2 protein-coding genes and 4 rRNA genes are annotated in these 14,005 nt (G+C 59.2%); all 6 read left to right on the top strand.

Annotated features, from left to right (window positions below; translation table 11 throughout):
* Window positions 1–50 precede the first annotated feature (50 nt).
* Window positions 51–3,176: ribosomal RNA gene (locus tag ACSQ1X_RS20320) — 23S ribosomal RNA — on the top strand.
* A 221-nt stretch (window positions 3,177–3,397) separates the two neighbouring features.
* A 5S ribosomal RNA gene (rrf, locus tag ACSQ1X_RS20315) occupies window positions 3,398–3,514 on the top strand.
* Between the two features lie 172 nt (window positions 3,515–3,686).
* The gene (locus ACSQ1X_RS20310; protein ID WP_436059056.1) at window positions 3,687–4,712 is read left to right on the top strand and encodes a LacI family DNA-binding transcriptional regulator; all 1,026 of its coding nucleotides are present in this window, start codon (window positions 3,687–3,689) and stop codon (window positions 4,710–4,712) included.
* Window positions 4,713–5,100: 388 nt separating this feature from the next.
* On the top strand, window positions 5,101–8,223 hold the full coding sequence (locus ACSQ1X_RS20305; RefSeq protein ID WP_436059055.1) for a glycoside hydrolase family 2 TIM barrel-domain containing protein: 3,123 nt from the start codon (window positions 5,101–5,103) through the stop codon (window positions 8,221–8,223).
* A 541-nt stretch (window positions 8,224–8,764) separates the two neighbouring features.
* Window positions 8,765–10,290: ribosomal RNA gene (locus tag ACSQ1X_RS20300) — 16S ribosomal RNA — on the top strand.
* A 537-nt stretch (window positions 10,291–10,827) separates the two neighbouring features.
* Window positions 10,828–13,953, top strand: a 23S ribosomal RNA gene (locus ACSQ1X_RS20295).
* Together the 16S and 23S rRNA genes form the textbook arrangement of a ribosomal RNA operon.
* Window positions 13,954–14,005 lie beyond the last annotated feature (52 nt).

Genomic DNA, 14,005 nt, shown 5'->3' with positions numbered 1-14,005 from the left:
GTGGTTGGTTTCTGTGGTTCTCTCGAAAATTAGTTTTTTTGATCTTTTGTGGTCAAGTTTTTAAGAGCACACGGTGGATGCCTTGGCATTAGGAGCCGAAGAAGGACGTAGGAATCTGCGATAAGCCTGGGGGAGTCGATAACCGGACTGTGATCCCAGGGTGTCCGAATGGGGAAACCCCGCCAGGGGCGCGAGCTGCCTGGTGACCCGCATCTGAACACATAGGGTGCGTGGAGGGAACGCGGGGAAGTGAAACATCTCAGTACCCGCAGGAAGAGAAAACAATAGTGATTCCGTTAGTAGTGGCGAGCGAACGCGGATCAGGCTAAACCGTTCCATGTGTGATAGCCGGCGGGCGTTGCATGGTCGGGGTTGCGGGACTTCCCGTGCTGGTTCTGCCGGACCAGCGAGGTGTGATGTGCAGGCATAGGTGAACGGTCTTGAAAGGCCGGCCAGAGAGGGTGTGAGCCCCGTAACCGTAATGTTGTGTACCGCCTGGGAAGTATCCCAAGTAGCACGGGGCCCGAGAAATCCCGTGCGAATCTGTCAGGACCACCTGATAAGCCTAAATACTCCCTAATGACCGATAGCGGACCAGTACCGTGAGGGAAAGGTGAAAAGTACCCCGGGAGGGGAGTGAAACAGTACCTGAAACCGTGTGCTTACAATCCGTCGGAGCCAGTCTGATTCTGGTGACGGCGTGCCTTTTGAAGAATGAGCCTGCGAGTTAGTGTTACGTCGCGAGGTTAACCCGTGTGGGGCAGCCGTAGCGAAAGCGAGTCTGAATAGGGCGTTGCAGTGGCGTGATCTAGACCCGAAGCGAAGTGATCTACCCATGGCCAGGTTGAAGCGACGGTAAGACGTCGTGGAGGACCGAACCCACTTCAGTTGAAAATGGAGGGGATGAGCTGTGGGTAGGGGTGAAAGGCCAATCAAACTTCGTGATAGCTGGTTCTCCCCGAAATGCATTTAGGTGCAGCGTTGCGTGTTTCTTACCGGAGGTAGAGCTACTGGATGGCTAATGGGCCCTACAAGGTTACTGACGTCAGCCAAACTCCGAATGCCGGTAAGTGAGAGCGCAGCAGTGAGACTGTGGGGGATAAGCTTCATAGTCGAGAGGGAAACAGCCCAGACCACCAACTAAGGCCCCTAAGCGTGTGCTAAGTGGGAAAGGATGTGGAGTTGCGAAGACAACCAGGAGGTTGGCTTAGAAGCAGCCATCCTTAAAAGAGTGCGTAATAGCTCACTGGTCAAGTGATTCCGCGCCGACAATGTAGCGGGGCTCAAGTACACCGCCGAAGTTGTGGCATTCACATTTTATCCAAGCCTTTGTGGTTCAGGAGTGTGGATGGGTAGGGGAGCGTCGTGTGGGCAGTGAAGTCGCGGTGTAAACCAGCGGTGGAGCCTACACGAGTGAGAATGCAGGCATGAGTAGCGAAAGACGGGTGAGAAACCCGTCCGCCGAATGATCAAGGGTTCCAGGGTCAAGCTAATCTGCCCTGGGTAAGTCGGGACCTAAGGCGAGGCCGACAGGCGTAGTCGATGGACAACGGGTTGATATTCCCGTACCGGCGAAAAACCGCCCATGCTGAACAGGGGATACTAACTGCCCGAAGCCTGCCCGATCGCCCTTGTGGTGTGAGGGTTTTGGTGGAGCGCGGGACCTGATCCTGGGAGGTAAGCGTATTAACAGGTGTGACGCAGGAAGGTAGCCGAGCCGGGCGATGGTTGTCCCGGTCCAAGGATGTAGGGCGAACGGTAGGCAAATCCGCCGTTCATGATGCCTGAGACCTGACGGGACCCCCGTATGGGGGGATTCGGTGATCCTATGCTGCCTAGAAAAGCATCGACGCGAGGTTTTAGCCGCCCGTACCCCAAACCGACACAGGTGATCAGGTAGAGAATACTAAGGCGATCGAGAGAATTATGGTTAAGGAACTCGGCAAAATGCCCCCGTAACTTCGGGAGAAGGGGGGCCCCAACCTTGAACACCACTTGCTGGTGGGAGGGGATCGGGGCCGCAGAGACCAGGGGGAAGCGACTGTTTACTAAAAACACAGGTCCGTGCGAAGTCGCAAGACGATGTATACGGACTGACTCCTGCCCGGTGCTGGAAGGTTAAGAGGACCGGTTAGCCGCAAGGCGAAGCTGAGAATTTAAGCCCCAGTAAACGGCGGTGGTAACTATAACCATCCTAAGGTAGCGAAATTCCTTGTCGGGTAAGTTCCGACCTGCACGAATGGAGTAACGACTTCCCCGCTGTCTCAACCATAAACTCGGCGAAATTGCAGTACGAGTAAAGATGCTCGTTACGCGCAGCAGGACGGAAAGACCCCGAGACCTTTACTATAGTTTGGTATTGGTGTTCGGAGTGGCTTGTGTAGGATAGGTGGGAGACGTTGAAGCCCGGACGCCAGTTCGGGTGGAGTCATCGTTGAAATACCACTCTGGTCACTTTGGACATCTAACTTCGGCCCGTAATCCGGGTCAGGGACAGTGCCTGATGGGTAGTTTAACTGGGGCGGTTGCCTCCTAAAAAGTAACGGAGGCGCCCAAAGGTTCCCTCAGCCTGGTTGGCAATCAGGTGTCGAGTGTAAGTGCACAAGGGAGCTTGACTGTGAGAGAGACATCTCGAGCAGGGACGAAAGTCGGGACTAGTGATCCGGCGGTACATTGTGGAATGGCCGTCGCTCAACGGATAAAAGGTACCTCGGGGATAACAGGCTGATCTTGCCCAAGAGTCCATATCGACGGCATGGTTTGGCACCTCGATGTCGGCTCGTCGCATCCTGGGGCTGGAGTAGGTCCCAAGGGTTGGGCTGTTCGCCCATTAAAGCGGTACGCGAGCTGGGTTTAGAACGTCGTGAGACAGTTCGGTCCCTATCCGCTGCGCGCGCAGGAAATTTGAGAAGGGCTGTCCTTAGTACGAGAGGACCGGGACGGACGAACCTCTGGTGTGTCAGTTGTACTGCCAAGTGCACCGCTGATTAGCTACGTTCGGATGGGATAACCGCTGAAAGCATCTAAGCGGGAAGCTCGCTTCGAGATGAGATTTCCATACACCTTGTGTGTGAGAGGCCCCCAGCCAGACCACTGGGTTGATAGGCCGGATGTGGAAGCGAGGACTAACGACTCGTGAAGCTGACCGGTACTAATAGGCCGATAACTTACACCACACACCATTGGTGAACCCGTTTCAAAAGGGGTTCACACCAAACAATGGTACGAAGATAACAAGACTGCTTGCGTCCACTATGTGGTTCCCAACCAACAAACCCGTTGCGTTCAGGAATCAACAATAAAATAACAACACCACAACTGCCTTCACCGGCAGAACACATGTTGTAACCACAGATTTCCCGCCCCGGACCACACGTCCAGGGCGCGGAGCAAGGGTTACGGCGGTCATAGCGTGGGGGAAACGCCCGGTCCCATTCCGAACCCGGAAGCTAAGACCCACAGCGCCGATGGTACTGCACCCGGGAGGGTGTGGGAGAGTAGGTCACCGCCGGAACACCATTCAGGTCGAGAGCCCCAACCACACGGTTGGGGCTCTCCCGCATTTAAGCCACCCCTAACACCACACCCCCTCGCGGGTCCTGGCCCCTTTCGCAGGACCCGCCCGCACATCCTGCACTGCCCCCGGGCAACGCTCTCCCGCCAGCGCGCCCCTAGACTTACACTTCATGAGCCACACACCGTCCGGATACCCTGCCAAGCGGGCCACAATCCTGGACGTGGCCGCGGCCGCCGGGGTTTCCCGCCAGACTGTCACACGGGCAATGAATGGCATGCCGGGGATCAAAGAATCCACCCGCCAACGCGTGCAGGAGTTGGCTCAGGAGCTGGGTTATACCCCGAGCCGGTTCGCCAAGGGCCTCGTCCAGGGGGCCCGGACGTCAGTTGGCCTGGCGATTCCTGACCTGACCAACCCGTATTACCCAGCCTTTGCCTCAAGCGTCGTGGAATTGGCCACACTCCGCGGGTGGCACGTGGTGGTCGACGACTATGGTCACGGCGGCCGCAGCGGCCTGGACGCCGTCGAGCATCTGGCACCCCAGGTCGACGCCGTGATCGGCTACCTTGGCGGCCACGCCGACCACGCGCAGTCCGTCCTGGGGCGTCGTCCGCTGATTGTCCTGGACGAGGCTCAGGAAGGTGCGGCCGGAAGAATCAACTTCGATTACGATCACGCTGCTCTGCTGGCCGTGGATCGACTGATCCACACGAAACGGCAACACATCGCCTATCTGGAGGCTGGTGCCGCTCCCTCCGGCGGCGTACAAGTTCCCAGCACCGTCCGTGGAAAGGCCGTGGCTGGGCGTTTGGACGAGGCCGGGATGTCCTGGTCCCTGATCGTCGCCGAAGAGACAGCAGAGGCGGCCAAGGTGGCCGCGGCTGCGTTCCTTCGGGCGCATCCGGAGACTGACGGGATCTTGGTCTTCAACGATCTCATGGCCGCCGGCGTCCTTAAGGCTGCAGCTGATGCGGGACGTCGCGTGCCGGAAGACTGTGCGGTGGTAGGCATGGACGGAATCCCCCTCGGAGAACTCCTGACACCGCAGCTCAGCACGCTGGCCTTGGACCTCCGCGAGGTTGGACGGGCCGCCGTCGAACTTCTTGATGGTCTGTTGTCGGGGTCAATCACCCCCGGATCAGAGGAATCACGGCTGACCTTGAAGCATCGGCTGGCGCTCCGGGAAACTGCCTGATGCCATTCGGCTGCTATGCAGCCCGGTCAGCCGAAGCCCTGCCGAGCGAGCTGTATTCGGCGGCTCGAAGCCAACTCCAGGGGCAGAAGCACGGATGAGGCGGCTGGACGACAAATCCTCCTTCGTTACAGGCTCGGAGTTCGTGATTGTCGGCGGTGATGCCGCCGGGACAGCGTCGCCGGTGGCTCGCCGGCCTAACCGAATCAGGGTTGGTCACATTGGCGGGCCGCTGCGGGCGGGAGTGGCTTAGCCCAGGGGCAGTGAGCCCTTTTCAAGCACGTTGCGTTGACGTAGTATCGCTTGGAACGTGAACGTTCACGAAACTGCGACGACGCACAAGTGCACCGGCGCACACTGCACTGGAACCGACCCCAAACCGAGGACCGCCATGCCCGTTGAGCCCACAACCGCCAGCCCAACCTCCGCAGTAAGCGCCGCCGTGGACGCCGCCGCCAGCCGCAGTGCGGCCACCGGCTCCCGGTCCGCGGCCCAGCCGGCGGCCGCTGCTCCCGAGCAGCGCCTGGACGTTGCCGCCGAGCAGGTCGCTGATCTCGCGTCGGTGGCTCCGGCACAGGGCACGAAGCCGGCACGGGCCTATCTCGAGAGCGATGCGCCGCGCCTGTCGCTGAACGGCGTGTGGAAGTTCAGGCTTCACGCCGGCGTCCGGCAGGCGCCCCAGGACGGCTGGCAGGCAGGCGGGGACCGTCCGGATTTCGGCGATCTTCCGGTGCCCTCGAGCTGGCCCATGCACGGCCACGGAACGCCCTGGTACACCAACGTTCAGTTCCCCTTCGCTGTGGAACCACCGCACGCACCGGACGCCAACCCCGTCGGTGATCTCTTCCTCGAGTTTGAGGCGGGTCCAGAGTTCTTCCCGTCGGCGTTGATCCGTTTCGACGGCATTGAGTCGGCCGGAACCGTGTGGCTGAACGGCACGTTGCTGGGGACCACGCGCGGCAGCCGGCTTGCCCACGAATTCGATGCTTCGGGCGTCCTGGTGCCGGGCAGGAACGTGCTCGCAGTGCAGGTCGCCCAGTTCTCGGCGGCCAGCTATGTCGAGGACCAGGACATGTGGTGGCTGCCGGGCATCTTCCGCGACGTGGCGCTGCAGGGGCGGCCGTCCGACGGAATTGACGACGTCTTTGTCCACGCGGACTTCGACCATCACAGCGGCGAAGGCATACTGCGTGTTGAGGCGAGCCGGGCTGGTGAGGCGATTGCCGCCGTCGTGCGCGTTCCGGAACTGGGGCTGGAACTGCCCGCCGGGGAGGAACGTCGGATCCCGGGGGTCTCCCCGTGGTCGGCAGAAGTGCCGCGGCTCTACGACGCCACCGTCAGCACAGCAACCGCGGGGAAGCAGGGGGAAACCGTTTCGGTCCAGATCGGCTTCCGGAGCATCGCTATCGAGGACGCACAGTTCAAAGTGAACGGTCAGCGGATACTGCTCCGCGGCGTCAACCGCCACGAGCACCATCCCAGGCTCGGCCGCGTGGTTCCGAAGGACGTCATGGAGAGCGAGCTGCGGCTGATGAAGCAGCACAACATCAACGCCATCCGGACCTCGCATTACCCGCCGCATCCGGACTTCCTGGCGCTGGCCGACCGGCTCGGCTTCTACGTTGTCCTTGAATGCGACCTTGAAACGCACGGTTTCGAAGAGGGCGGGTGGAAGCAGAACCCCAGCGCAGATCCGCAGTGGCAGCCGGCCCTTCTCGACCGGATGTCCCGGACTGTGGAACGGGACAAGAACCACGCATCGGTGATCATGTGGTCCCTGGGCAATGAGGCAGGGACGGGCGAGAACCTCGCGGCGATGTCCCGCTGGACCAAACTCCGTGACCCGTCCAGGCCCATCCACTATGAGGGCGACTGGAGCTCGGCGTACGTGGACGTCTACTCGCGGATGTATGCAAGCCAGGCGGAGACGGCGCTGATCGGCCAGGGCGCGGAGCCTCCCCTGGACGATGCGGCGCTGGACGCGCGGCGCCGGGCCATGCCGTTTGTCCTGTGCGAGTACGTCCACGCCATGGGCAACGGACCGGGCGGCATGTCCGAGTACCAGGAGCTTTTCCACCGGCACCCCAGGCTTATGGGCGGCTTCGTGTGGGAGTGGCTGGAGCACGGCATCACCCGCACGGGCCCTGACGGCCAGGAATACTTCGTCTACGGCGGCGACTTCGGCGAGGAAGTCCACGACGGCAACTTCGTCACGGACGGCCTCGTGGACGCCAACCGCGTCCCCCGCCCGGGCCTTCTGGATTTCAAGAAGGTCATCGAGCCGCTGGCCATTGAGGTAGCAGGGGACTGGTCCGCTTTCTCGCTCACCAACCGCTTCGATTTCGCCGACACAGCGAGTCTTGAATTTCGGTACACAGTGGAGTCCGAAGGCGTGACGGTCGACGGCGGTCGGGTTGACGTAGCGCCCGTGGCGCCGCACGAATCTGCCGATGTCCAGCTGCCGGCAGGACTGCTGGAACGCGCCGTGCACGCGCCGGGGCTGGCTGCTCAGGCGCCGGTGGTGCTGACGGTCAGCGCGGTGCTCGCGAAAGATGCAGTGTGGGCAGATGCGGGCCATGAAGTTGCGTGGGGCCAGGCGTCAGCCAACGTGCGGATGGCACCTGCGCCGGCGGCCGCGGCCGTTGTGAAGGTGGACGGTGATTTCCTCCGGCTGGGACCGGCTGTTTTCGAACGGGCCACGGGTTCGCTCATCCGGCTGGGCGAGACTGCGGTCGAGGGATTCCGGCTGCTGCTGTGGCGTGCACCCACGGACAACGACCTGGGTGCGGAATGGGGCAGCCCGGATCCGAGTCCCGTGGCCACCCAATGGCTGGACGCGGGGCTCAACCGGATGCATCCGCGGCTGGTCGGGATTTCCTCCCGTCCTTCGGCAGACGGCGGCGAAGAGCTTGTGGTGCGGACACGGGTTGCCGCCGCCGGTAAGCAGTTCGGTGTCCTGGCCGAATACGTCTGGACCAGTGACGGCTTCCGAGTCAGCCTTCGGACATCGGTCAGGCCCGACGGTTCGTGGGTCAACGCCGGCAAGCCAGTGCCGTGGGCCCGGATAGGCCTGGAACTCGTGCTGGCTTCAGCGGCTGAGTCCGTGGGGTGGTTCGGTCAGGGGCCGCACCAGAGCTACCCGGATACCGGCCAGGGCACCAGGCTTGGCTGGCATCGCATGCCGGTGACCGACATGGACGTCGAATACGTCCGGCCCCAGGAGTCCGGCGCCCGTTCCGGCGTGTACACGGCAGCGTTGGAGCTCGACGCCGGCCGCCTCGCCATCGCGGGTGAGAGGTTCGCCCTCACCGTGCGCCCGTACAGCCTGGAAGTGCTGGATGCCGCAAACCACCGACCGGACCTCGTCCCGGACGGCCGCAGCTACGTGTACCTCGACCACGCGGTGCACGGAATCGGCACCGCTGCCTGCGGCCCGGGTGTGCTGGAGGGCTACCGGCTGACGCCGCGGGAGGCTGACTTCTCGTTCGTATTTGCTGTGACTCAGTCCACATAAGCTCTTCCACGGACTTGGGGTGCCTCTAAGCGGCGGGGCGGGCCGGGAATCCGCGGAATTCCGGGGTTTTGCGGCCCGCACGTGTGGTGTGGGGGTTGATTTGTGTGGGGTGCTTCGGGCGTGTAAAGTAATTCGAGTCGCCGCCGCTGATGCGGAAAGATAGCGACCGACCCCCTTGTTGAACGGCCTGGAAAACGGCGCTTTTGTGGCGTGCGGAAACCGGGTGGGGATCCTTCCTGTGGTGCTTGTGGTTGGCGGAAACGCCGGTTTGCATAGTGGTCCGGGATCGGGTAAGTTTGGAAAGTTGCTCCGGAGCGATCCGCGACTGTTTGTTGGTTGTGGTGGTGCCGGGTGTGTCTGTTGTTTGAGAACTCAATAGTGTGCCAAGTTTGTTGATACCAATTTATTTATATGGATTGGTTGAATTGACTGGATCCGCCACCCCGTGGTGTGGTCTGGTTTTTACAGCTGGTTTCAAATTTTGCAGCTTTTTTCTTCCGTTTTCCCGGGGGTTTTGAGTTGTGTTCGTTTTTGTTTTACTTCAACGGAGAGTTTGATCCTGGCTCAGGATGAACGCTGGCGGCGTGCTTAACACATGCAAGTCGAACGATGACCTCCAGCTTGCTGGGGTGATTAGTGGCGAACGGGTGAGTAACACGTGAGTAACCTGCCCTTAACTCTGGGATAAGCCTGGGAAACTGGGTCTAATACCGGATATGACTCCTCATCGCATGGTGGGGGGTGGAAAGCTTTTTGTGGTTTTGGATGGACTCGCGGCCTATCAGCTTGTTGGTGAGGTAATGGCTCACCAAGGCGACGACGGGTAGCCGGCCTGAGAGGGTGACCGGCCACACTGGGACTGAGACACGGCCCAGACTCCTACGGGAGGCAGCAGTGGGGAATATTGCACAATGGGCGAAAGCCTGATGCAGCGACGCCGCGTGAGGGATGACGGCCTTCGGGTTGTAAACCTCTTTCAGTAGGGAAGAAGCGAAAGTGACGGTACCTGCAGAAGAAGCGCCGGCTAACTACGTGCCAGCAGCCGCGGTAATACGTAGGGCGCAAGCGTTATCCGGAATTATTGGGCGTAAAGAGCTCGTAGGCGGTTTGTCGCGTCTGCCGTGAAAGTCCGGGGCTCAACTCCGGATCTGCGGTGGGTACGGGCAGACTAGAGTGATGTAGGGGAGACTGGAATTCCTGGTGTAGCGGTGAAATGCGCAGATATCAGGAGGAACACCGATGGCGAAGGCAGGTCTCTGGGCATTAACTGACGCTGAGGAGCGAAAGCATGGGGAGCGAACAGGATTAGATACCCTGGTAGTCCATGCCGTAAACGTTGGGCACTAGGTGTGGGGGACATTCCACGTTTTCCGCGCCGTAGCTAACGCATTAAGTGCCCCGCCTGGGGAGTACGGCCGCAAGGCTAAAACTCAAAGGAATTGACGGGGGCCCGCACAAGCGGCGGAGCATGCGGATTAATTCGATGCAACGCGAAGAACCTTACCAAGGCTTGACATGGGCCGGACCGGGCTGGAAACAGTCCTTCCCCTTTGGGGCCGGTTCACAGGTGGTGCATGGTTGTCGTCAGCTCGTGTCGTGAGATGTTGGGTTAAGTCCCGCAACGAGCGCAACCCTCGTTCCATGTTGCCAGCGCGTAATGGCGGGGACTCATGGGAGACTGCCGGGGTCAACTCGGAGGAAGGTGGGGACGACGTCAAATCATCATGCCCCTTATGTCTTGGGCTTCACGCATGCTACAATGGCCGGTACAAAGGGTTGCGATACTGTGAGGTGGAGCTAATCCCAAAAAGCCGGTCTCAGTTCGGATTGGGGTCTGCAACTCGACCCCATGAAGTCGGAGTCGCTAGTAATCGCAGATCAGCAACGCTGCGGTGAATACGTTCCCGGGCCTTGTACACACCGCCCGTCAAGTCACGAAAGTTGGTAACACCCGAAGCCGGTGGCCTAACCCCTTGTGGGAGGGAGCTGTCGAAGGTGGGACTGGCGATTGGGACTAAGTCGTAACAAGGTAGCCGTACCGGAAGGTGCGGCTGGATCACCTCCTTTCTAAGGAGCACCTACAGCCACCGTGCCCCGTGTATGCGGGTGTGGCGGGGTTGTCAGGAGTATATGCCCGTTGCGCAGACGAAAGTTCTGCGGCGGGTGCTCACGGGTGGAATATCAACAAATAGCGGCCGCCGGTTTTTTCCCTGCGCCTAGTACGGACCCTTGCTGTGAGTAATTGCGGCGGGTGTGTCCTGGAACGGTGCGGGGATGGGAGTGGTGGTTTAGTGTTTGGCACACTGTTGGGTCCTGAGGCAACAGGGCCGGGTGCTGCGGCTTTTTGGCTGTGGTGGTTCGGTACTTGTTTGTTTCTGGTTTCCTGGCTGCATCGATCGCATGGTTGCTTTGTCCTTTTTGTGGGGGCGGGTGTGTGTGGGGTGTGTGGTACGGGGTTGTTGTTTGAGAACTACATAGTGGACGCGAGCATCTTTTATAAGAAGCAATTTCCAAGAATATGAACCTGGATCTGTTGTGCTGTCTTTCGGGATGGTGCAGTGGTTTCTGTGGTTCTCTCGAAAATTAGTTTTTTTGATCTTTTGTGGTCAAGTTTTTAAGAGCACACGGTGGATGCCTTGGCATTAGGAGCCGAAGAAGGACGTAGGAATCTGCGATAAGCCTGGGGGAGTCGATAACCGGACTGTGATCCCAGGGTGTCCGAATGGGGAAACCCCGCCAGGGGCGCGAGCTGCCTGGTGACCCGCATCTGAACACATAGGGTGCGTGGAGGGAACGCGGGGAAGTGAAACATCTCAGTACCCGCAGGAAGAGAAAACAATAGTGATTCCGTTAGTAGTGGCGAGCGAACGCGGATCAGGCTAAACCGTTCCATGTGTGATAGCCGGCGGGCGTTGCATGGTCGGGGTTGCGGGACTTCCCGTGCTGGTTCTGCCGGACCAGCGAGGTGTGATGTGCAGGCATAGGTGAACGGTCTTGAAAGGCCGGCCAGAGAGGGTGTGAGCCCCGTAACCGTAATGTTGTGTACCGCCTGGGAAGTATCCCAAGTAGCACGGGGCCCGAGAAATCCCGTGCGAATCTGTCAGGACCACCTGATAAGCCTAAATACTCCCTAATGACCGATAGCGGACCAGTACCGTGAGGGAAAGGTGAAAAGTACCCCGGGAGGGGAGTGAAACAGTACCTGAAACCGTGTGCTTACAATCCGTCGGAGCCAGTCTGATTCTGGTGACGGCGTGCCTTTTGAAGAATGAGCCTGCGAGTTAGTGTTACGTCGCGAGGTTAACCCGTGTGGGGCAGCCGTAGCGAAAGCGAGTCTGAATAGGGCGTTGCAGTGGCGTGATCTAGACCCGAAGCGAAGTGATCTACCCATGGCCAGGTTGAAGCGACGGTAAGACGTCGTGGAGGACCGAACCCACTTCAGTTGAAAATGGAGGGGATGAGCTGTGGGTAGGGGTGAAAGGCCAATCAAACTTCGTGATAGCTGGTTCTCCCCGAAATGCATTTAGGTGCAGCGTTGCGTGTTTCTTACCGGAGGTAGAGCTACTGGATGGCTAATGGGCCCTACAAGGTTACTGACGTCAGCCAAACTCCGAATGCCGGTAAGTGAGAGCGCAGCAGTGAGACTGTGGGGGATAAGCTTCATAGTCGAGAGGGAAACAGCCCAGACCACCAACTAAGGCCCCTAAGCGTGTGCTAAGTGGGAAAGGATGTGGAGTTGCGAAGACAACCAGGAGGTTGGCTTAGAAGCAGCCATCCTTAAAAGAGTGCGTAATAGCTCACTGGTCAAGTGATTCCGCGCCGACAATGTAGCGGGGCTCAAGTACACCGCCGAAGTTGTGGCATTCACATTTTATCCAAGCCTTTGTGGTTCAGGAGTGTGGATGGGTAGGGGAGCGTCGTGTGGGCAGTGAAGTCGCGGTGTAAACCAGCGGTGGAGCCTACACGAGTGAGAATGCAGGCATGAGTAGCGAAAGACGGGTGAGAAACCCGTCCGCCGAATGATCAAGGGTTCCAGGGTCAAGCTAATCTGCCCTGGGTAAGTCGGGACCTAAGGCGAGGCCGACAGGCGTAGTCGATGGACAACGGGTTGATATTCCCGTACCGGCGAAAAACCGCCCATGCTGAACAGGGGATACTAACTGCCCGAAGCCTGCCCGATCGCCCTTGTGGTGTGAGGGTTTTGGTGGAGCGCGGGACCTGATCCTGGGAGGTAAGCGTATTAACAGGTGTGACGCAGGAAGGTAGCCGAGCCGGGCGATGGTTGTCCCGGTCCAAGGATGTAGGGCGAACGGTAGGCAAATCCGCCGTTCATGATGCCTGAGACCTGACGGGACCCCCGTATGGGGGGATTCGGTGATCCTATGCTGCCTAGAAAAGCATCGACGCGAGGTTTTAGCCGCCCGTACCCCAAACCGACACAGGTGATCAGGTAGAGAATACTAAGGCGATCGAGAGAATTATGGTTAAGGAACTCGGCAAAATGCCCCCGTAACTTCGGGAGAAGGGGGGCCCCAACCTTGAACACCACTTGCTGGTGGGAGGGGATCGGGGCCGCAGAGACCAGGGGGAAGCGACTGTTTACTAAAAACACAGGTCCGTGCGAAGTCGCAAGACGATGTATACGGACTGACTCCTGCCCGGTGCTGGAAGGTTAAGAGGACCGGTTAGCCGCAAGGCGAAGCTGAGAATTTAAGCCCCAGTAAACGGCGGTGGTAACTATAACCATCCTAAGGTAGCGAAATTCCTTGTCGGGTAAGTTCCGACCTGCACGAATGGAGTAACGACTTCCCCGCTGTCTCAACCATAAACTCGGCGAAATTGCAGTACGAGTAAAGATGCTCGTTACGCGCAGCAGGACGGAAAGACCCCGAGACCTTTACTATAGTTTGGTATTGGTGTTCGGAGTGGCTTGTGTAGGATAGGTGGGAGACGTTGAAGCCCGGACGCCAGTTCGGGTGGAGTCATCGTTGAAATACCACTCTGGTCACTTTGGACATCTAACTTCGGCCCGTAATCCGGGTCAGGGACAGTGCCTGATGGGTAGTTTAACTGGGGCGGTTGCCTCCTAAAAAGTAACGGAGGCGCCCAAAGGTTCCCTCAGCCTGGTTGGCAATCAGGTGTCGAGTGTAAGTGCACAAGGGAGCTTGACTGTGAGAGAGACATCTCGAGCAGGGACGAAAGTCGGGACTAGTGATCCGGCGGTACATTGTGGAATGGCCGTCGCTCAACGGATAAAAGGTACCTCGGGGATAACAGGCTGATCTTGCCCAAGAGTCCATATCGACGGCATGGTTTGGCACCTCGATGTCGGCTCGTCGCATCCTGGGGCTGGAGTAGGTCCCAAGGGTTGGGCTGTTCGCCCATTAAAGCGGTACGCGAGCTGGGTTTAGAACGTCGTGAGACAGTTCGGTCCCTATCCGCTGCGCGCGCAGGAAATTTGAGAAGGGCTGTCCTTAGTACGAGAGGACCGGGACGGACGAACCTCTGGTGTGTCAGTTGTACTGCCAAGTGCACCGCTGATTAGCTACGTTCGGATGGGATAACCGCTGAAAGCATCTAAGCGGGAAGCTCGCTTCGAGATGAGATTTCCATACACCTTGTGTGTGAGAGGCCCCCAGCCAGACCACTGGGTTGATAGGCCGGATGTGGAAGCGAGGACTAACGACTCGTGAAGCTGACCGGTACTAATAGGCCGATAACTTACACCACACACCATTGGTGAACCCGATTCAAAAGGGGTTCACACCAAACAATGGTACGA

Source organism: Arthrobacter sp. LjRoot78, from assembly GCF_964254335.1.
Classification (GTDB): domain Bacteria; phylum Actinomycetota; class Actinomycetes; order Actinomycetales; family Micrococcaceae; genus Arthrobacter.
This window is presented reverse-complemented; position numbering and strand designations above follow the sequence as displayed.